The following is a 20,063-nucleotide window of genomic DNA, read 5'->3' as shown; positions in this document are numbered from 1 at the left end:
TCAGAAGCCTAGCACGTCCTGCATGTCATAGAGCCCCGCCGTCTGCTTGCGGCCCCAGATCGCCGCCTGGACGGCACCGCGGGCGAACAGGGTGCGATCGCGTGCCGAATGCGACAGGGTCAGAATCTCGTCTTCCGACGCCAGTATGGCCGAGTGTTCGCCGACAATGCCGCCGGCGCGGATCACCGAAAAGCCGATCGTGCCAGTCTCGCGCGCACCGGTGATGCCGTCGCGCGCCACGACCTTGGCGTCGTCGAGCTTGATGCCCCGGCCATAGGCAGCCGCCTCCCCCAGCATCAGGGCGGTGCCGGACGGCGCATCCACCTTGCGCTTGTGATGGCCTTCCAGGATTTCGATATCCCAGTCTTCGGCCGCCAGACGGGCGCTGGCCTGCTTCAGGAGGCCCGCCAACAGGTTGATGCCCAGCGAAAAGTTGCCCGAACGGATGATGATGACCTGGTCGGCATATTGCGGAATGCGCGCCAGCTGTTCGTTCGTAAAGCCGGTCGAGCCGATGACATGGACCAGCGGACGCGGACGGCTCAGGCCTTCATTGGCGCAGGCTTCCAGCAGGGCAAGCGAGGCCTCAGGAGTCGAGAAATCGATGACGCAGTCGGCCTTGATCAGGTTGGGATGCTCGCCCTTGTCGAACTTCGACGCGACGGCGTGTTTGCCTTCTTCCAGCACACGCAGGATGGCCTGGCCCATACGGCCCTTGTATCCATTGACGGCAAAGCGAAGCGTCGGCGCGGTCATAGTCAGTCCTTACGAAGTTTCGTAGTCCGATAGGATGTGAACGCCCTCAGGTCAAACAAAACAACACCCGCCGGTGAGGTACCGGCGGGTGTTGTAACCATATTTGCTTGGTCGCAATGTTAAGCGAAAACCGCTGCACACTTTTCGCACATTGCTCCGTAGCGATTCCGGGTGCAGGGCCCGTGGCCCTGCCGACCCTGCCTGCTACTGAGCAGCGGCGCCGGTGATATCGTCCCAGAAGCGCTTGGCCTTGTGAACGAAGCCCTGGCTCTGGGCGTAGGACTTTTCTTCACAGATGGCCGAGAATTCCTTCATCAGCTCCTTCTGGCGCGCCGTCAGGTGCCTGGGCGTCTCGACGAACAGCTCGACGATCAGGTCGCCCTTCTGCCGCGAATTGAGACCCGGCATGCCGCGGCCCTTGATCTTGACCTTGTGGCCGGTCTGGGCGCCTTCGGGAATGGCAACGTCCAGCTTGCACTGACCATCGCAATTGTCACCGCCCATCAGGCACGGCACTTCCATGTCGCCGCCCAGCACGGCCGTCGACATCGGCACGGGGATAGAGCAATGCAGGTCAAGGCCATCGCGCTCGAAGATGTCGTGTTCGGCGACACCGAGGAAGATATAGAGATCGCCCTTGGGTCCACCCTTGGCACCGGCCTGGCCTTCGCCCTTGAGCAGGATGCGCGCACCATCATCGACACCAGCGGGGATGCGGACATTGAGCGTCTTGTTCTTACGAATCTGGCCGTGGCCCTTACAGCTGTCGCAGACGTCCTTGATGATCTGGCCCTGGCCATTACAGGTCGGGCAGGTGCGCTCGACGGCAAAGAAGCCGTTGGAGGTGCGCACGCGGCCATGGCCGGCGCAGGTGCCGCACGCCTGGGGACGGGTGCCGGGCTTGGCGCCGGTACCGCTACAGGCTTCGCAGGTCAGGGTGGTGGGGACGGTGATTTCGACGTCGGCGCCCTTATAGGCCTGTTCCAGCGTGATTTCATAATCGAAGCGGACATCGGCGCCGCGTTGCGGCCCGTTTGGCCGGCGCTGCTGGCCAAAGATGTCGCCGAACATTTCGGAGAAGATGTCTTCGACGTTGGAGAAGCCTTGCGCCCCGCCGCCAAAGCCGCCGCCGGCCGACTGGCCGTTCATGCCGGCATGACCGAAGCGGTCATAGGCCGCGCGCTTTTGCGGGTCCGAAAGGACGCCATAGGCTTCGTTGACTTCCTTGAAACGCGTCTCGGCCTGATCGTCACCCTGGTTGCGGTCGGGGTGATGCTGCATCGCCTTCTTGCGGAAGGCCGATTTCAGGACTGCGTCGTCGGCGCTACGCTCGACTTCCAGCACTTCGTAATAACAACGCTTGTTCATGCTACTCGCCCCGATGACATTCCCACTGCGGCCGCAAAGGGTTTCGCGCGCCCTGGTGTCGTGGTCGTTTTCAATGTCGGATATAGGTTTTGATGCAGCGGCGACAAGGAGTCAAACCTTGCCGCCGCATTGGCATCATGTGCGAACGCCCGATACATCTCCGAAGAGGAATTCCTGGCGTTCATGACGAGGCCTCTTAGGCGCTCTTCTTGGGGCCGTCGTCGACTTCTTCGAACTCGGCGTCGACGACGTTGTCGTCCTCGGCCTTCGAGTCCTCAGCGCCGCCGTCAGCATCGTCGCCGCCCTGGCCGTACATGGCCTCACCGAGCTTCATCGAAGCCTGGATCAGGGTCTGGGACTTGGCGCGGATGTCATCGGCGTCCTCGCCGTCCTTGGCTGCCTTAAGGTCAGCAAGGGCGGTTTCGATCGCGGTCTTGTCCGCTGCCGAGACCTTGTCACCGAATTCCTTCAGCGACTTTTCGGTCGAGTGGATCATAGCGTCGGCCTGGTTGCGGGCTTCGATCAGCGCCTTGCGCTTCTCGTCTTCGCCCTTATTGGCTTCGGCGTCCTTGACCATTTGTTCGATGTCGGCGTCCGACAGGCCGCCATTGGCCTGGATACGGATCGAGTGTTCCTTGTTGGTCGCCTTGTCCTTGGCGTGGACGTTGACGATGCCGTTGGCGTCGATGTCGAAGGTGACTTCGATCTGCGGCACGCCACGCGGCGCCGGCGGGATACCGACCAGGTCGAACTGACCCAGCAGCTTGTTGTCACTGGCCATCGGGCGCTCGCCCTGGAAGCAGCGAATCGTCACGGCCGACTGGTTGTCATCGGCGGTCGAGAAGACCTGCGACTTCTTGGTCGGGATGGTGGTGTTGCGTTCGATCAGCGGGGTGAACACGCCACCCAGCGTTTCGATGCCGAGCGTCAGAGGGGTGACGTCGAGCAACAGGACGTCCTTGACGTCGCCTTGCAGAACGCCGGCCTGGATGGCGGCGCCCAGCGCCACGACTTCATCCGGGTTGACGCCCTTGTGCGGTTCGCGGCCGAAGAAGGTTTTCACGGCGTCAGCGACCTTGGGCATACGCGTCATGCCGCCGACCAGGACGACTTCATCGATGTCCGAAGCCTTGAGGCCGGCGTCCTTGAGTGCCTGCTGGCAGGGGCCGATCGTCTTGGCGATCAGGTCTTCGACCAGGCTTTCCAGCTTGGCGCGGGTCAGCTTGAGGTTCAGGTGCAGTGGGCCCGAGGCATTCATCGAGATGAACGGCAGGTTCAGGTCGTACTGAGCCGTCGTCGACAGTTCCTTCTTGGCCTTTTCTGCTTCTTCGCGAAGGCGTTGCAGGGCCAGCTTGTCGGAGCGCAGATCGACACCGTTTTCCTTCTTGAACTCATCGGCGAGGTAATCGACGATGCGCATGTCGAAGTCTTCACCGCCCAGGAAGGTGTCGCCGTTGGTCGACTTCACTTCGAAGACGCCGTCGCCGATTTCCAGGACCGAGACGTCGAAGGTGCCGCCGCCGAGGTCGTAGACGGCGATCTTCTTGCCGTCGTTCTTGTCGAGGCCATAGGCCAGGGCAGCCGCAGTTGGCTCGTTGATGATGCGCAGGACTTCCAGACCGGCGATCTTGCCGGCGTCCTTGGTCGCCTGACGCTGGGCGTCGTTGAAGTAGGCCGGAACCGTGATGACGGCCTGCGTGACGGTTTCACCGAGATAGGCTTCGGCGTCTTCCTTCAGCTTTTGCAGGATGAAGGCCGAAATCTGCTGCGGCGAGTAGTCCTTGCCGTGGGACTTGACCCAGGCGTCGCCCGAGGGACCCTTGGAGATTTCGTAAGGGACCATGCCCTTGTCCTTCTGGACCATCGGATCATTGTACGTGCGGCCGATCAGGCGCTTGATGGCGAAGAAGGTATTGGAAGGATTGGTCACAGCCTGGCGCTTGGCCGGCTGACCGATCAGGCGTTCTGAATCGCTGGCGATGGCGACAACCGAAGGCGTGGTGCGAACGCCCTCGGCGTTTTCGATGACCTTCGGGTTCTTGCCGTCCATGACGGCGACGCAGGAATTGGTCGTACCAAGGTCGATGCCGATGATTTTAGCCATGGGTCTTAAATCTACTCCGTTTAAGGCGAATGGACGTCGATATGTCTCGTTACCGAGACTCGTTGGGCAGCCTTATTAAGAAAGCACCGCCCTTGTCCATCCCCGTTGAGATGAAAAGTTGCACTTTTTCCAGATGCGCTGCCTTGGCGGCGTCTTCCGGACCACAGCGGATATGGGTAAGCCACACGGCCCCGCAAGGGGTAATGTCCCTAAAAATTGCAGGGACACCAGGGGTATGGCCATCTTCCTATCTCTGAAAAGGAATCGCCGTGGGCTGGATGAAAATGAAAAGATTTCAAATCGTGTCGTTAAGCGGCTGACGGGTCTTCCACAGCCGCCAGCCCAGCGTCATGCCGGCCGCAGCCGTCAGGATGGCGGCGCCGCCTATGATCTGTGCCACCTCCAGCCTGCGGCCATAGGCCAGAAAATCCACGGCGATCGCGACCACCGGATAAATGAAGGACAAGGCACCGGTAATGTGTGTCGGCAGCTTCTGGATCGCGCCGTAGAGAAGAATATAGACAAATCCGGTATGGATGACCCCAATGGCAATCAGCAGGCTCCACGTCCGGCCATCCGTGGGCAATGCGTTCGACTGCATGAACGGCGCCATGGCGACAAGGCCGACCCCCACCTGGATGAGTGCGATCAGGTGTGGCGGCGTGCCCTTCAGCAGCTTGGTGGTGATGCTGGCAATGGCGTAGAAGAAGGCAGCGCCTAGCGCCATGGCGATACCCGGCCCGTATTGGTCCCCCGCGCCGCCGCCCGCCTTCGACTGGGCAATCAGCACCACACCGGCAAATGCGATGGCCAGCCACGCCACCTTGTTAACGGTCAGTTTTTCAGCGAAGACAACTGCGCCCAGCGCGATCAGCATGAAGGGCTGGGTATTATACAAGGCCGTGGCCACGGCGATGGACGCATGTTTGTAAGACTCGAACAGCAACAGCCAGTTCGCCACCAGAGCCAGTCCGCCCAAGATCGACAGTCCAAATGTCCGCCAGGTCAGGCCGCGAAACAGCCCCAGCATGGCGCAGGCCGCAGTCAGGACGACGGCTCCAAAAAGGCAACGCCAGAAAACAACCTCCATGACGGGCCGGCCGGTTTCCAGCACAAACCAGCCGATCGTCCCTGAAATGGCCATGGCCGCCGTCATTTCGACCGCGCCGCGTGATCTCTCGTCCATCATAAGCTCCGGGGTTTAGAGACTTATAATGCCATGGCCTCAGTGGCCAATCCATGATATGAAAAAGGCTATACCTTGTATTTGCCTTCATATGTAAGGCAATATGGCTCATACCCATTGTTTTAAAAATGCTTGATGATTACGACCGGCGCATCCTGACGGCGCTTACCAATGACTCCCGGCTGCCGATGAAAGAATTGGCGGCACAGGTCGGCCTTTCTGCGCCCAGCGTATCGGAACGCGTCCGACGGCTGGAGGAACGCGGCGTCATTCGCGGCTTTACGCTTGAGATTGACCCGGAAATCCTCGGCTATCCCCTCCAGGCCATCGTGCGCATTCGTCCATTGCCGGGCAAGCTTTATGTCGTGCAACAAGCCATCACCGACATCGCTGAATTCGGCGAGTGCGACAAGGTGACGGGCGATGACTGCTTTGTCGCTCGGCTCTACGTCCGCTCCATGGCGCACCTGGATACAATTCTGGACGGGCTGGCCGAAAAAGCGGAAACGAGTACCTCGATCGTCAAGGCGCAGCCGATACGTCGCCGGCCGCCGCCCTTCATCTGAAGCCGCACCTCTCGGTCGCGGCGTCAAGACCATTCAGACCGTTACCGGATGGCGCTGGGGCAGGTCATTCTGTGCCTTTGGGCCAGCCGAAGGCTTGAGTACCACGGCCGCGAAGGCAGCGATCGCGCGGTTATAGGCTTCGGACCGTTCGATAAAGCCCATATGATTGACCTCCCCGATGATTTCGAGGCCGGCATTGGGCGTTGTCGCGGCAATCGCACGGCTGGCTTCGGACTTGGTAACAATATCGTCCTCACCGCCCAGCACCAGCACAGGTGCATCGATGCCTTTCAGCGCGCCCGTGGCGTCCCAGTGAATCATCGAAAGGTTGCCCAGGGCCTGGGCACGCTGCGAATTGCGTGTAATCAGCAGCGTGACATACTCAAGCTGGCTGTGGGTGACGTGCGGGCCAAAGCCCAGGCGGTTGGCAATGTGAGACGTTCCATTGAGATAGCTCTGCCAGGCGCCGATAAAGGCCAGCGGCTCAAGCCATGCGGTCAGGTGCAGCTGTGCGACGATCAGCGGACGCAGGGCCTGCATCAGCCCACTTAAAATCATGGTCTTCAACGGATTGGTATAGGTGGTGTTGATCAGCACGACGCCGGCAACGCGATCCTTGAAAAAGGCCGGGTTATCGCGCGCCAGGGTCTGGACCGTCATGCCGCCGATGCTGTGGCCCGCCACCACGACCTTGCGCGCACCTGCATAGTCGATGACACGTGCCAGATCCTCGGCAAAGGCCGACAGATGAACACCATCCGGTCCCGCGCGCGAACGCCCCATGCCGGGCAGGTCCCAGACAACAATGCGGAAGGTCTCCGACAGCTCGCGCTTGGCATAGGCCCAAATGGTGCTGTCGAGGCCCCACCCATGGGTCAGGACCAAACAAGGCGCGTCCTTGGGGCCAATCTGCTCGACATAGAGCTTCGCACCACCCTCGCCGTCGATAATCTCACCCTCACCGCGGTGGGGCTCAAGCGGCTTGCGGTCAGACTTAGCCAGAAACGGCCGGACGATGAAGCCACCCAGGAACGACCAGGCCAGAAGACCGAGGCCCGTCCATAGCCGCCAGTCTTCGCGGACGGTTGCCAGGAGACCGTCGGGTCTCAGGACCTCGTCACCCTGATACCAGGTCCACAGGAGATAGGCCACGGCGCCGAGGATAGCCCAGGACAGCAGTGACAGCCAGAAACGAACGATGATGAGAAGGGGCATGGCGGGCATCCTTTGCGCGTTGCCGGATGCCGCCATGTGCCCAGATTTATCGTAAGTTTTCAGTGAGAAGGACAGTTTATTTCTTCTGCAATTCTGTCTTGAAGGCGTCGAGGCTCAAGGGCCGGCCCAGGAAGTTCTGGATCAGCACATTGGCGTCCTGCGAACCGCCGGGTTCCAGCACCAGCTTGCGATAGCGGCCGGCAACCTCCGGATTACGCATGCCCGCCTTGTCGAACTCGGTGAAGAGATCGAGCGCGATCGCCTTAGACCAGACGTAGGTATAGTAGATCGAGGAATAGCCATCGAGGTGACCGAAGCTGGCATAGTCGTGCGCGCCTTCCAGCGGCGGGAACTGCGAATAGCGCGCCGTCTGCTGGTCGTACATGCTGTCGAGATCGAAGTCGGGCTTGCGGTTATAGTAGTTGAGCGACACAGCGGCGAGGCCGAGCTGGCGCTTCCACATGCCGGGTTCGCCGAAGCGGCGGCCGGCGTTCATCTTGGCAACCAGGTCCTGCGGGATCGCCTCACCCTTCGGGTTGGACGCGAACGTCTTCAGCGTGTCGTAGTCCCAGGTCCATTCTTCGAGCAGCTGCGACGGCGCCTCGATGAAGTCCCATTGCAGGTTGCCCATAGACTGCGCGCCATATTGGGTATGGCCGGAATACAGCGCGTGAATCAGGTGGCCAAACTCATGCAGGAAGGTCACGACGTCGTCGTGGTCCATTGGGCCCGTGCCCGGGAAGTTGCAGATCAGCGCGCCAACCGGCACCTGACGGCCCTCGATGCCGGTGCGGATCGGGAACTGGGCGGCGTGGTTGTACTTGCCCTCACGCGGGTGCATGTCGAGATAGAAGCGGCCGACCAGCTTGCCGGTTTTCTTATCGTACAGCTCCCAGGCCGAAACGCTCTTGTCCCACACCGGCGTATCCCACGGCTTGAACTCCGCACCGAACAGGTCGCTGATCAGGCCAAAAATACCGGCGCGCGCCTTGTCGTAGGTAAAGAACTGGCGGACTTCGGCGGCATCGACCGCATATTTCTGCTTGCGCAACAGGTTCGACAGATAGGCATTGTCGTAGGATTGCAGGCTGGTGATCGACGGATCGACCGTCTTGGCGAAGGCCAGCAGCTCGGCATAATCGGCCTCGGCGCCGGGCTTGGCAGCGACATTGACGTCATCAAGGAACTGGGCGGCACGCCCAGGGTTGCCGATCATCTTGTCGGCGGTGATCAGCGTCGAATAGTCCGGATAGCCGAGGGTTTGCGCCAGTTCATAACGCTTTTCGAGCAAGGACTTCAGCACCGTCTCATTGGCGGGCCAGGCGCGGTTGCGGAAGCCGGTCAGGACGGTTTTGCGCGTGTCGCGCTTGCTGGCAAAATCAAGAACCGGGAAGACGTCCGGATAGTCGTAGGTCAGATGGACAAAGCCATCGGCGGCCGGCTTGTGCGCGTCGATATAGTCTTGCGGCAATCCGGCCAGGTCTTCCGGCTTAAGCTTGATGTCACCCTTGTCGTCACGGATATTGGCGGCGAACTTCAGGCCGATCTGGGTGATCTCGGTCTGCAAAGCCGTGACCTTGGCCCGCGTCGCATCGTCCTTGTCGACGCCCGACAGCTTGTAGTTGGTCAGCATCTTCTTGAGCGTGAAGGCCGTCTTGTCGTCGAGCCCCTTGGTCGGGATGCCGGCCAGGCGATCATAGATCGGCCGCGACAGCGAAATGGCGGTCGACAGGTCCGACAGTTTCGGAATGCAGGCTTCGGCAGCATCACGCGCCTCTTTCGAGGTCGAAGTCTGCGAGATCAGGTACATCTCGTTGAAGCCGTCGCCCAGGCCCAGCAGCAGGGTGTCAAAGGCGGCAAAGTCGTCCTTCAGGGTCGCGGCCCCTTTACGCGCCTCAAGCTCGGTCTTGGCGCGATTCGAGAGCGTGTAGATGCCGTCGCAGCGCGCCGCGATCGCGGTTGCCGAGGCTTCGGCCAGCGGCAGCGCCTTCAGCAGGGCGTCAACATCGGCATCGGTCTTGGTGGCGGCGAAAGCGGGATTCACAGACAGGACGCCGGCAAGCAGGGTTGCGGCAAAATGGAAGCGTGACATGGTGGCCCTCTTCGAGATCGTTTCAAAAGGAATAGAATGATAATAGGAACGGCGCAATTAGGTTTGTCAGCCCTTGGCAGCACTCATCGCGCATTGCTGCTAATATATTGTATTTACATATAATTTTATTGAAAATCGGCTGAAACGCGGTACGCTTTTTGTCTATAAGGAGTCAAGTCAAAATGCGTGTTTCTCCAGAATTCCAGCTCCAGATGATGGGCTACGGACTTACCACCGCTCATATCCTATACCACATGCCCGATTTCCGGTCCGTGCTTCAGACCTATGTCTGGCAGGACTATGATATCGCCCCGGATTTTCCGGCGCTGAAGAAGTTCCTTGATTATTGGCATACCAATCTCGACGGCCCGCTGCATTCGGTGCGTTACGCTCACCAAAAGCTGATCAAGCCCGGCGAGTGGCGGGCCGTGGATGGCGAATTTACCCTGCACTAGGTCGGAAAGACCCTAATGCAACTGCGTGATCAGCCGCGACAGTACACTTTCGAGCTGTTTCGGATCGAACGGCTTTGGGATAAAATCGTCCATCCCGGCTTCAAGGCACTTGTGCTTGTCGCGGTCGAAGACGTGGGCAGTCATGGCGACGATCGGCGTGCGGTGGGTGCCGCGCTCCGACTCCATCTGGCGAATACGGCGGGTGCTTTCGAACCCGTCCATACCCGGCATCTGGACGTCCATCAGGATCAGATCATAAGCGCCGCGTTCGACCCGACGCACGCCTTCCATGCCATTGGTCGCCACGTCGTAACTGTAGCCCAGCTCGTCGAGCACGCTCGACACCACCAGCACGTTCGGCTCGAAATCCTCGACCACCAGCACATTGCGATGGCCATCATACGCGTCCGTATCTTCATTTATCCGTTCATCGCGTCCGCTGTGGGCCAGGCAGATATTGACGGTAAAGGTCGAGCCCAGGCCCGGTGTGCTTTCAACCGATATGGTCCCGCCCATGGCTTCGGCCAGCGCCTTGCAGATCGACAGGCCCAGCCCCGACCCACCGTGCGAGCGTGCCACGGACGCGTCGGCCTGCATGAACTTGTCGAAGATGAGATCGACCTTATCGGGCGCAATGCCGACACCGGTATCCCCCACCGACAAGGCCAGGCACGACTGGTCCGCCTCCTCGGCCTTCAGGGCTACGGTGACGTCGATGCGGCCCTTTTCCGTGAACTTGATGGCATTGGCGACGAGGTTGGTCACGATCTGCTGCAAGCGCAAGGGATCGCCGATGTAGTATTCGCGCAACGGCCCGTCGTAGGACAGACCTAGCTCCAGCCCTTTCGACTTCACCTCGGCGTCGAGCATCATCACGGTCTTTTCGACGGCTTCCGGCAGGTTAAACTCTATGGCTTCGAGTTGCAGCGAACCGGTTTCGGCCTTGGAATAGTCAAGCAGGTTGTTGATCAGCGCCAGCAGCGTGTCACCGCTTTGGCGGATCATGCTGACGCACTGCTGTTCCCGCGGGTTCAGCCGCTCCGACTTCGACAGGATGTGCGCCAGGCCGATAACCGCATTCAGCGGCGTGCGCAGTTCGTGGCTCATATTGGCCATGAACTCGTCGCGCCGGCGATTGCTGTCCTCAAGCAAGGCCTGGGTGCGCTTGCGTTCGCCGATATCGCGGGCAACCTTGGAAGCGCCGATGATCCGGCCCCTCGAGTCGAGGATCGGCGATACAGTCACAGATATGTCGACCAGGTCGCCGTCCTTGGCGCGGCGCACGGTCTCGAAGTGTTCGACGCGCTGGCCCGACTTGACCTTGGCGAGGATGCCGTATTCTTCCTCGATCTTGTCGGGCGGGATAATCAGCGTGATGTGCTTGCCGATCGCCTCTTCCGGCGTGTAGCCAAAAACGCGCTCGGCGGCGGCATTCCACGAGGTGATGACGCCGTCGAGATTCTTGGAAACGATGACGTCGTCCGACGACTCGACGATGGCGGCGAGGTAGGCGCTGGTTCGCTCGGCGGATTTCGAGAGACGGATATCGCGGGCGACGTTCGACGCGCCGATAACATTGCCATCATCATCGCGGATCGGCGAGATCGTCAGCGAGACATCGACCTGCGTGCCGTTCCGGGCGCAACGGACCGTTTCGAAGTGATCGATGCGCTCGCCGGCGCGGACCTTGCCGATTATAACATATTCCTCGTCTCGCCGGTTCTTCGGGATGATCAGCGAGATGTTTCTGCCGACCGCCTCTTCTGCCGAATAGCCGAATATCCGCTCTGCTGCAGAGTTCCAGGAGGTGATGACACCGTCGAGCGTCTTCGAAATAATGGCATCATCGGAAGAATCGACGATGGCCGCCAAGTAACGCCTGGCTGTCTGCGCATCGTCCTGAGTTACAAAATCCATATTGGACGTCCGGTCCCCGTAGTGCGAGTAGTCGTTACCTGACTGGTACCCGCGGAAGGCAGAATTGACATGGATCGGAATAAAAAACCAATAAGACTCTGAAATGCCGAAGAAGCTTATACGCCGATACGTTTCCAGTAGATCATCGTACCCGTGAAACCGCCGTGCGGTTTCAATGCGTAATCGGGAATGACGCCCGCCGGAACAAAGCCCAGACTTTCATAAAGCCCCATGGCGCCGCCATCGGTGGCAGTATCGAGCACCAATAACGTCCGGTCGGCGGCAATCGCGCGCGCCTCGGCTTCGATCAGCAAGGCCCGTGCGTAACCACGTCCGCGATGGCTGGGTCGGACCATCAGCTTTGCGATTTCGGCCCGGTGCGGCTGATTGGGCGGACAATCAAGCAGCAGCGTCACCGTCCCCGCCAGGACCTCATCCTCGAAAAGGCCCAGAACAATACGCTCGCCGCGTTCCGCCGCCGCTAGCGACAGGTTCCAGAAGCGCGCCGCCGCGTCAACCGCCAGCGGGTGCATGAAGCTGACCGAACCGCCGTCCGCCACGACTTCGACGAGGATTTCGCTTAAGGCTTCGCGGATAGGAAGCGTGGTCCCGAGGGTGCGAATATCCATGGTCCTCTCCCTAGCTTCGCGCCAGCACGACGGCATAGGCGCAGACACTATCGCTTTCGTTGGCGAAGGTGGTGTCGGCAGGTGTTCCAAAACCCAGGCAATCGCCGGACTTCAGCTCGAAACGCTCACCGCCTTCGGTAATGACCATTTCGCCTTCCATGACCCACACGGCCTGGCGAATCCGGGCGTAGGAGGAGGCTGGCAGCGTTACGCTTTTGCCCGCCGGCATTTCGACGCGCACGACTTCGACCGGATGGTCGGGACGGACAAAAACCTGGCGGCGGACATAGCCGGTTTCGGGGTCGGTCCACAAAGGCTGATCAGCGGCGCGCGACACCCGCCCGCCGTTGCCTTCAGCGCGCAGCAGCAGCCCGGCCAGGGTCAGATCAAAGGCCGCCGACAGCTTGACCAGCAGGACGGCGGTAGGACTCATTTCGCCGCGCTCTATTTTAGAAATGCTTGCCTTGGCAACGCCCGAGCGCGTCGCCAGATCGGCCAGCGACCAACCGCGCGCTTCGCGCTCCAGCCGGATACGCCGCGCGATGCGCTCGCTTGTGCCGTCTATAGAATTGCTCATTTATCCATTATAATAGACGATTCGGATAAATGCAAATTTTGCTGGAGGGCCATTCTTGGGACAGAGCAGGGCGTTATAGGGAGGTTATCTTCCGTAGTGTTTATTTATCAATTTATGTTGACAATATGCAGGAACGGAGTCCCATAAACGAGTCGTTAATGCTATATTAAAGGAGCGTTAACCGGGGGCTGGCACGATGAATGTTATGAACGATGCCATTAAGCGCATTATTGAGAGCACTGTAAGAGACCGCTTCGCAAGCGAGACGGTACACATATTGGATGTCACTGTATCGGATGACTTCGATGATTTCGATCAGGCGATATACAGCGTTACGGTCATATACGAAGCACCGAAGGGCATTTTGGACCCTGACAAAACGCTTGGCATAGTAAGACACACTAGGTCACGTTTGGCTGAAACTAACGAAAGTGGGTTTCCCATTTTCCGGTTTGTTTCTCAATCCGATGCAAAGAAAATCGGCATTGCGGCCGCTTGATTTAATCGCCACAGCCAATCTGCTAGTATCTAGTGGCAAGGTCAAACCCTCTCAGGCCAACTTAAGGCGCGCTCTAAGCACTGCTTACTATGCAATGTTCCATAGATTAGCTCGATCTTGTGCTGATCTAATGATCGGCGGAGAGAACGCGACCAAAAGTAAAAAGGCGTGGCAGCAAACCTACAGAGCTTTAGCTCATCTCTCGGCCAATGACGCCTGCCGAAATCAAAAGATGATTTCAAAATTTCCAAAACCTATTGAAGACTTTGCAAATACCTTTGTTACCATGCAAGCAAAGCGTCATTCCGCCGACTATGACCCACACTCGAAATTCACTAAATCGGAAGTGATTAACGATATAACCACTGTTGTAAATGCAATCCGTAATTTTGAATCTGCAGATACAAAAGACCGCCGTGCCTTCTGCGCCTTTGTGCTTTTCAAAATGAGATAGCAAAATTCGCATTAAGCAATTTTTAATATTTTGAGATCATTAACTTTAATAGAAGGAAAGGCGTTGCCAGGCTCGACACCACAACAACGCCCCAAGACCTACTTACGCTTGCGCTTAGCAGGAACCTTTATTGTCTCAACGACCGCTGTTTTTTGGCGGCGTTGAGCTTCCTTCACGGGGATAAACTGGCCATTGCCAGCGTCTCGTCCGATTTTACGTTCAGTCATTGGACTTCTCCATTAAGGGCGGTATTGCCCCCGTTGGGCCTAACTGTGCTTAACGAAAGAATCGCGAGCAGAACGTACGTCGGCATTTACCATAATTTTGAATAATTTGAAAATAGGATCGCAACGCCTCTACAATCTGAAGTGCTCTTTTGTTTAATTCATGAATCAAATGCTTTAGTATAATCTGACAAGAAAAAGCCCTCGCCGCGGGAGACACGGCGAGGGCTTAGTTGGGTCAAAGGGTTGAGACCTATTCCTTGACCTGAACGAAACGCGCGAAGGTTTCCGGGTTCCTGTCCCAGACCGCCTTGTCACGCAAACTGCGCAAGAGTTTCACATATTCGGCGTGGCTCCATGCCAGCGGCGTGGCGCTATCCGTGCCTTCACCGACGACATAGTCGTGCGGCCCCGGCGAGCCCACAGCGTCGAAGACCTGTTCCGGCAGCATCAGGCCTTCATTGGCGAAGGCCTCCATGCCGCGCACATAGGTGGCGCGGATCGCCTGGACGTCGGCATCGGTGGCGCCGCCGGGCTTGAGGGCATCGGCCGCCAGCTCGTAGTGGCCGCGCTCACCGGTAAAAATCGGCCACACCCGGCCGCGCTGGTCCGGGGTCATGTCGCCATAGTCTCCGCCCGAGGTCTTGTCGCCGTAGCCATCATTGCCATAACGGCGGAAACCGGGGACTGTCAGGTCGCCGAACTTGAAATCGTAACGGACACGCAGATTGTCCGGCAGGGTCTGGTCATCGAGCACGGCCAGCGAGCCGGTGATCTTGCTGTCATTGGCCGGTCGTACGCCATAGCGCACCAGTTCGAGGAAGCCGCCATCGACCATCAGGTCGGCGCGCAGGCCCTTCAGGCCGTTGCGTTCATCGAGCACACCCGGATTATTGGCGTCTTCCGAGCGCGAAATGCGCAGGTAATAGGTCGCCGGCTTGTCCTCGCCGCGCACCTTGCCGGTCGTGGTCAGCAGGCGCTGGTCCAGCCTCTGCGAATATTCGTCGGCCTTGGCGGCGTAGAGCTGGGCGCTGGCGCTGTCACCGGCCTGGGTGGCGATATCGGACGCAGCAACCAGACCGGCGATGATCGCGGCGGTCGTCGAAGGCGAATGGCCCTCCTGCTCTTCCCAGCGTTCCTGCTGGGCGTAGGGCGGGGCAATCGTCGCGCTGTTCCAGTCGAGCCCGATCTTGCCGCCGTTCGACAGGAAGTCGGCGGCCGGTTTGAGCATGGTGGTGTAGGACGACAGCAGTTCGCCCTTTTGGATCAGGCCCATGGCTTCCAGGCGCGCGCCCAACAGGATCGGCATGGCGGTCTGGTCGAGCTGAACGCCGACCCATTCCAGCGTGCCGTCGACGTGAGTCTTTTGCAGGAACCAGCCGGTGACACCGGTATTGCCCTTCATCTTAGCCGTGACCTGAACGGTCGGCAGGTAGCGATAGGCGGCGACCGGAGTCTGCTTGTCGCCCAAGGCGGCCAGCGCCATGGCGACCTGATAGAAGTCGCGCGGCCAGACCGCCTTGTAGCCAGTGTGCGACACGTCGGTCTTCAGCGCATCGCCCCACGGATTGGACAGCGAGGCGATCAACGCGCCGGCATAGGTGCGGTCTTCCTGGACCTTCAGGGCAATGGCACTGGCATACAGCAGCTTGCCATTGTCGCCGGTCAGCGGCACCAGGCTCTTGAGGTCGCCCAAACCGTTGAGATAGCCCTGCCAGTCGGCATTGAACTTCGCCAGGACCTTGGCGTAGCCGGTCTTCAGCGTGGCCGAGGCTTCGGCCCCGGCGGCCTGCGAAGACGCACCAAAACCAAGGGCGAAATCCTGCGTGGCAGCCTTGATGACGGTCGCCAGCTGGGCGACCATCAGGATATTACCCTTACCGTCCTTCAGGCTGCTGTTGAGCTTCCCCAGGGCCTGGCCCTTGGTCAGTTCCGCGATATTGTCCGACACGCCGGTGTAGCCGACGCTGGCTTTTTTGAACGGCAGATTGCTGCGCAGCACGATCGCGGCCTTGCCTTGCCAGGCGGTCAGGGCATCGACATTGGCGGCGCCTTCGTCGTCGCCCGAGGTATTGGCGACCGACGGGTCGAGAATGAGATACGGCGTGACCGGGCCCTTGAGCGCCTTGACCGTTACGCGCAGGACCAGCGACTGATGATCCGGATCGGTCAGCACGTCCTTGATAATGACAAAACGGCCCTGTTTGTCGGTCGTCGTTACGCGATAGGCGGGCGACAAAGGCCGGCCGGCGGCATCGGTATGGATATAGGCGATGTGCGAGGTCGTGTCAGCGCCCTCAAAGGCGGTCCAACCCTTACCCGTAACCGCAAACTTCAACTCGCGGATTTGCGCCTGGTCGATGCGGCCGAACATGGTTTCGGTGATGATACCCTCGGCCAGCGAGAACCACACCTTCGACACCGTGCCGGTCGTAGCCGTGTCCGAATACTTGTAATCCTTGTAAGCCTCGTAGGACGCGCCAATACCTTGCTTCATGGCGTTCGACCATGGCGACGCCACGGCAGGCCCATTGGTCGCGGGTCCAGTGGAGGCGATGGTCGGATTGTGATCGCCGAAGAACTCTTCGGCCGCCACTGCAGGCATAGACAAGGCGAAGGCCAGCGCCGCACACGACACACCGATAACGCCAGATTTTGTGCGCAGCATGGACACGGTCTTCCTCACACCAATTCCCTGACCTCCGGCCGCTTTTGGCGCCGCCTCGAGGCTTAACACTTCGTTGACAGCATCATGACGCAAGCCGGGCACCGAGTCTCACGGTATACGTATTCTTGAGATGGATTTTTTTGCAGCCGGTGCAAAAAATGGCCTTCAAATCCTTTAATTTACTGGACATGGCTTTGCAAAAATTGGGGGCTGGGTGGCGTGAATACGTATTCAGCCTGTTTCCAGCCAGTCGTCGCGGCGTTACATTCACGTCCAGCTTAAGCGGCACGGGAACCCAACTTAAGCCTGACATCAAGCGTGTGCACACACACCCAGAGGAAACACCATGCAGGCCCTTATTCGTCCCTCGGCGATCGCCATCTCGCTTGCCCTGAGCTTAAGCGCCGGTGGCGCGCTGGCGCAGGATGCCGCCGCCGCCGACGTTTCGCAAAGTTCGCAGGCGGCGCCAAAATACCAGTCGATCGCCGGTGCGGACTCGCCCGACAAGGTCCTGCACGTCGATATGCTGCTGAGCGGCGACGGCAACCTGTCCTATCAGGTGACGCGCAACGGCCACATGGTCATCGAGCCGTCGCGCCTGGGCCTGATCCTGGCCAATGCCCCCAAGCTCGACCGCTATTTCAGCTATGAGACCAGCGCCATCACTTCGCATGATGAGACCTGGGAGCTGCCCTGGGGCGAGCGCCGCATCGTCAAGAACCGCTACACAGAACTACGCGTCGATGTCGTGCAGAAGAAGTGGCAGGACCGCAAGATGACGGTCGTCTTCCGCATCTATGACGATGGTGTCGGCTTTCGCTACGAATTCCCCGACCAGCCGCAGCTGAAAAAGCTCGAGATCATGGACGAGCTGACCGAGTTCGCCGTCGCCGATCCCGCGACCGCCTGGTGGAACGTCGCCGGTGAGTGGAACCGCGAGGAATATGTCTACCAGAAGACGCCGCTGAACCAGGTCGCCGAGGCCCAGTCGCCGATGACGCTAAAGACGGATAAGGGTCTTTATATCTCCTTCCACGAAGCGGCTCTTGTCGACTACGCCGCCTACTGGCTGCGCCGCGTCGACGGCCAGCGCCTGAAAACCCGCCTGGCGCCGTCGGCCCTCGGCGCACCGGTCGTGCGCGACGCGCCCTTCCCGACGCCGTGGCGGACCATCCAGATCACGGATTCGGCGGCCAAGCTCTACAATTCGTCCGACCTGATCCTGAACCTCAACGAGCCCAACAAGCTGGGCGACGTGTCGTGGGTCAAGCCGTACAAATATGTCGGCATCTGGTGGCAGATGCACCTGAACACCGGCACCTGGGAATACGGCCCGCGCCACGCCGCTAATAACGACAACACCAGGATGCACATGGACTTCGCCGCCAAGAACGGCTTCCGCGGCGTTCTGGTCGAAGGCTGGAACAAGGGCTGGGAAGACTGGTTCGCGCGCGGCGACGACTTCTCGTTCACCCAGTCCTATCCCGATTTCGACCTGGCCGCCCTGTCGGCCTATGGTCTGAAAAAGGGCGTCCATCTGGTCGGCCACCACGAGACCTCGGGCAATACCGTCGTCTACGAACCGCAGATGGAAGACGGCTTCAAGCTGTACGAAAAATACGGTGTCGACTCGGTCAAGACCGGTTACGTCGCCGATGCCGGCGGCGCCAAGGTCAAGGCGCCCGACGGCAGCATCCGCTTTGCCTGGAACGACAGCCAGGAAATGGTCCGCCACTACCTGCTCAACGTGCAGACGGCAGCCAAATATCACATCGCCATCGACACCCACGAGCCGATCAAGGACACGGGCCTGCGCCGCACCTATCCGAACTGGGTATCGCGCGAAGGCCAGCGCGGTATGGAGTATAATGCCTGGGGCGATCCGCAGAACCCGCCCGAGCACGAAGCGAACCTGGTCTTCACGCGCATGCTGACCGGACCGATGGACTTCACGCCGGGCATCCTGTCACTGCAAGGGCAGGGCCGACCGATCGCCTCGACCCAGGCCAAGCAACTCGCGCTCTACGTCGTCATCTATTCGCCGATCCAGATGGCGGCCGACCTGCCCAGCAACTACGCCAAGTATCCGAAGCCCTTCCAGTTCATCAAGGACGTGCCAGTCGACTGGGAACAGTCGATCATGCTCAATGGCGAGGTCGGTGATTTCGCGACGATCGCGCGCAAGGACCGCGCCTCCGACAACTGGTATGTCGGCGCGGTCACCGATGAAAATGCGCGTGACGTCGAAGTGCCGTTGAACTTCCTCGACGCCAACCGCAGCTATACAGCGCAGATCTATCGCGACGGTCCCAATGCCGGCATGACCGGCGACGCCCGCTTCGATATCGTCATCGAAAGCAAGACGGTCATGGCTGGCGAAACGCTGAAGATCCGCCTGGCGCCCGGCGGCGGCATGGCGATCCGTTTCGTCGCCGGCAAGGCCAAGAAATAATGATGAAGCGCATCCTGTTCGTGGCCCTGCTGCTCGCCTTCCCGGCAGCGGCAGAGCCGCGGCTCGACAAGCTTCCGGCCTTTGCGTCAAAGCACGTCGAACCACGCGATGTGACGGTGTTTGTGCCCGACGAATGCCAGGAGGCGACGCGCTGCGCCGTCCTCTACATGCTGGATGGCCAGAACCTCTATACGCCCAGCCCCTATAGCGGCGCCGACTGGGGTGTGGCCGACACCGTGCCGAAGCTGATTAAGGACGGGCGCATACCACCGACCATCGTTGTTGGGATCGACAATATAAATGAGCGCACGCGCGAATATATGCCAGAGCGCGTCTATCGCCTGCTGCCCAAGGACTACCAGGCCCGCGTGCGCGCATTCGAGGACGGCAAGGAACCGAACTCCGATAACTTCCTGCAGTTCGTCGTCACCGAGCTGAAGCCTTTTGTCGATGGCAAGTACCCGACCCTGACCGACGCGGCACATACCGCCATCATGGGATCGAGCATGGGCGGGCATATCGCGCTCTATGCCCACGGCGAATATCCGTCCGTATTCGGAGCATCGGCATCCTTGTCCATGCCGTGGCTGATGGCGTCGTGGGCCATGGACGATGCGCACATCAAGGCCGATACCGCTGTCCTGCGCACGGCCTGGGCCATGTGGCTAAAGACCTCGAAGCTGAAGCCCGGCCGCGACCGCATCTATACCGACCAGGGGACGCTGGAGCTCGACGCCGAATTCACGCCTTACGAAGCGGCGATCACGCCCATCTTTCCGGCGGCGGGCTGGACTAAAGGCCGCGACTTCAAGGCCGAGATTTTTGAGAACACCAAGCACTCCGAAACCGACTGGCGCAAACGGCTGGATATTCCGCTGGTGTTTATGTTGCAGCGCTAAGC

At 59.7% G+C, this 20,063-nt stretch carries 15 protein-coding genes; 5 read left to right on the top strand and 10 right to left on the bottom strand.

Annotated elements, in window-relative coordinates; all coding sequences use genetic code 11:
* The 4 genes from dapB to AC1DON_RS05280 form a co-directional block, all read right to left on the bottom strand.
* On the bottom strand, window positions 1-756 hold the full coding sequence (gene dapB, locus AC1DON_RS05295; protein ID WP_476933707.1) for a 4-hydroxy-tetrahydrodipicolinate reductase: 756 nt from the start codon (window positions 754-756) through the stop codon (window positions 1-3).
* Window positions 757-960: 204 nt separating this feature from the next.
* A complete protein-coding gene (gene dnaJ, locus AC1DON_RS05290; RefSeq protein ID WP_476933706.1) occupies window positions 961-2,124 on the bottom strand; it encodes a molecular chaperone DnaJ in 1,164 nt (387 codons plus the stop codon).
* A 196-nt stretch (window positions 2,125-2,320) separates the two neighbouring features.
* On the bottom strand, window positions 2,321-4,228 hold the full coding sequence (gene dnaK, locus AC1DON_RS05285) for a molecular chaperone DnaK (RefSeq protein WP_476933705.1): 1,908 nt from the start codon (window positions 4,226-4,228) through the stop codon (window positions 2,321-2,323).
* A 295-nt stretch (window positions 4,229-4,523) separates the two neighbouring features.
* Window positions 4,524-5,414, bottom strand: a complete 891-nt coding sequence (locus AC1DON_RS05280) for a DMT family transporter (protein WP_476933704.1) — start codon at window positions 5,412-5,414, stop codon at window positions 4,524-4,526.
* 128 nt (window positions 5,415-5,542) lie between these two features.
* On the opposite strand from AC1DON_RS05280, the gene AC1DON_RS05275 reads away from it, so the two are divergent.
* The gene (locus AC1DON_RS05275) at window positions 5,543-5,980 is read left to right on the top strand and encodes an Lrp/AsnC family transcriptional regulator (protein WP_476933703.1); all 438 of its coding nucleotides are present in this window, start codon (window positions 5,543-5,545) and stop codon (window positions 5,978-5,980) included.
* A gap of 33 nt (window positions 5,981-6,013) precedes the next feature.
* Here the strand turns inward: AC1DON_RS05275 and AC1DON_RS05270 are convergent, their stop codons facing one another.
* Together AC1DON_RS05270 and AC1DON_RS05265 are read right to left on the bottom strand one after the other, a co-directional pair.
* Complete coding sequence (locus AC1DON_RS05270) at window positions 6,014-7,195, bottom strand: alpha/beta fold hydrolase (RefSeq protein WP_476933702.1); 1,182 nt, start codon at window positions 7,193-7,195, stop codon at window positions 6,014-6,016.
* 76 nt (window positions 7,196-7,271) lie between these two features.
* Window positions 7,272-9,287, bottom strand: coding sequence for a M3 family metallopeptidase (locus AC1DON_RS05265; protein WP_476933701.1), 2,016 nt, complete (start codon window positions 9,285-9,287; stop codon window positions 7,272-7,274).
* 182 nt (window positions 9,288-9,469) lie between these two features.
* On the opposite strand from AC1DON_RS05265, the gene AC1DON_RS05260 reads away from it, so the two are divergent.
* Window positions 9,470-9,742, top strand: a complete 273-nt coding sequence (locus AC1DON_RS05260; protein ID WP_476933700.1) for an usg protein — start codon at window positions 9,470-9,472, stop codon at window positions 9,740-9,742.
* Between the two features lie 12 nt (window positions 9,743-9,754).
* Here AC1DON_RS05260 and AC1DON_RS05255 read toward each other — a convergent pair whose 3' ends face one another.
* From AC1DON_RS05255 to AC1DON_RS05245, 3 genes are all read right to left on the bottom strand, one after another.
* Window positions 9,755-11,659, bottom strand: coding sequence for a PAS domain-containing hybrid sensor histidine kinase/response regulator (locus AC1DON_RS05255; protein WP_476933699.1), 1,905 nt, complete (start codon window positions 11,657-11,659; stop codon window positions 9,755-9,757).
* Between the two features lie 116 nt (window positions 11,660-11,775).
* Window positions 11,776-12,288, bottom strand: coding sequence for a GNAT family N-acetyltransferase (locus tag AC1DON_RS05250; RefSeq protein WP_476933698.1), 513 nt, complete (start codon window positions 12,286-12,288; stop codon window positions 11,776-11,778).
* Between the two features lie 10 nt (window positions 12,289-12,298).
* Window positions 12,299-12,865 (bottom strand): helix-turn-helix domain-containing protein, encoded by a 567-nt coding sequence (locus AC1DON_RS05245; protein ID WP_476933697.1) that lies wholly within the window; start codon window positions 12,863-12,865, stop codon window positions 12,299-12,301.
* A 431-nt stretch (window positions 12,866-13,296) separates the two neighbouring features.
* On the opposite strand from AC1DON_RS05245, the gene AC1DON_RS05240 reads away from it, so the two are divergent.
* A complete protein-coding gene (locus AC1DON_RS05240; RefSeq protein ID WP_476933696.1) occupies window positions 13,297-13,818 on the top strand; it encodes a hypothetical protein in 522 nt (173 codons plus the stop codon).
* Between the two features lie 477 nt (window positions 13,819-14,295).
* Here the strand turns inward: AC1DON_RS05240 and AC1DON_RS05235 are convergent, their stop codons facing one another.
* Window positions 14,296-16,710: a glucan 1,4-alpha-glucosidase gene (locus AC1DON_RS05235; protein WP_476933695.1), complete on the bottom strand. Its 2,415-nt coding sequence runs from the start codon at window positions 16,708-16,710 to the stop codon at window positions 14,296-14,298.
* A 346-nt stretch (window positions 16,711-17,056) separates the two neighbouring features.
* Between AC1DON_RS05235 and AC1DON_RS05230 the strand changes: the two genes are divergently transcribed.
* Both AC1DON_RS05230 and AC1DON_RS05225 read left to right on the top strand, forming a co-directional pair.
* On the top strand, window positions 17,057-19,162 hold the full coding sequence (locus tag AC1DON_RS05230; protein WP_476933694.1) for a glycoside hydrolase family 97 protein: 2,106 nt from the start codon (window positions 17,057-17,059) through the stop codon (window positions 19,160-19,162).
* Window positions 19,162-20,061, top strand: coding sequence for an alpha/beta hydrolase (locus AC1DON_RS05225; protein ID WP_476933693.1), 900 nt, complete (start codon window positions 19,162-19,164; stop codon window positions 20,059-20,061). Before AC1DON_RS05230 ends, AC1DON_RS05225 begins: the two co-directional genes overlap by 1 nt.
* The last annotated feature ends 2 nt before the right edge of the window (window positions 20,062-20,063 follow it).

It is taken from the genome of Asticcacaulis sp. P4_H10, assembly GCF_056400965.1.
The sequence above is the reverse complement of the archived record's forward strand: the minus strand, read 5'-3'. Positions and strand labels throughout refer to the sequence as shown.

What these genes read in the sequence shown, in the direction of transcription:
- dapB (WP_476933707.1), bottom strand. Translation starts at nt 756, where the DNA reads ATGACCGCGCCGACGCTTCGCTTTGCCGTCAATGGATACAAGGGCCGT.
- dnaJ (WP_476933706.1), bottom strand. Translation starts at nt 2,124, where the DNA reads ATGAACAAGCGTTGTTATTACGAAGTGCTGGAAGTCGAGCGTAGCGCC.
- dnaK (WP_476933705.1), bottom strand. Translation starts at nt 4,228, where the DNA reads ATGGCTAAAATCATCGGCATCGACCTTGGTACGACCAATTCCTGCGTC.
- AC1DON_RS05280 (WP_476933704.1), bottom strand. Translation starts at nt 5,414, where the DNA reads ATGGACGAGAGATCACGCGGCGCGGTCGAAATGACGGCGGCCATGGCC.
- AC1DON_RS05275 (WP_476933703.1), top strand. Translation starts at nt 5,543, where the DNA reads ATGCTTGATGATTACGACCGGCGCATCCTGACGGCGCTTACCAATGAC.
- AC1DON_RS05270 (WP_476933702.1), bottom strand. Translation starts at nt 7,195, where the DNA reads ATGCCCCTTCTCATCATCGTTCGTTTCTGGCTGTCACTGCTGTCCTGG.
- AC1DON_RS05265 (WP_476933701.1), bottom strand. Translation starts at nt 9,287, where the DNA reads ATGTCACGCTTCCATTTTGCCGCAACCCTGCTTGCCGGCGTCCTGTCT.
- AC1DON_RS05260 (WP_476933700.1), top strand. Translation starts at nt 9,470, where the DNA reads ATGCGTGTTTCTCCAGAATTCCAGCTCCAGATGATGGGCTACGGACTT.
- AC1DON_RS05255 (WP_476933699.1), bottom strand. Translation starts at nt 11,659, where the DNA reads ATGGATTTTGTAACTCAGGACGATGCGCAGACAGCCAGGCGTTACTTG.
- AC1DON_RS05250 (WP_476933698.1), bottom strand. Translation starts at nt 12,288, where the DNA reads ATGGATATTCGCACCCTCGGGACCACGCTTCCTATCCGCGAAGCCTTA.
- AC1DON_RS05245 (WP_476933697.1), bottom strand. Translation starts at nt 12,865, where the DNA reads ATGAGCAATTCTATAGACGGCACAAGCGAGCGCATCGCGCGGCGTATC.
- AC1DON_RS05235 (WP_476933695.1), bottom strand. Translation starts at nt 16,710, where the DNA reads ATGCTGCGCACAAAATCTGGCGTTATCGGTGTGTCGTGTGCGGCGCTG.
- AC1DON_RS05230 (WP_476933694.1), top strand. Translation starts at nt 17,057, where the DNA reads ATGCAGGCCCTTATTCGTCCCTCGGCGATCGCCATCTCGCTTGCCCTG.
- AC1DON_RS05225 (WP_476933693.1), top strand. Translation starts at nt 19,162, where the DNA reads ATGATGAAGCGCATCCTGTTCGTGGCCCTGCTGCTCGCCTTCCCGGCA.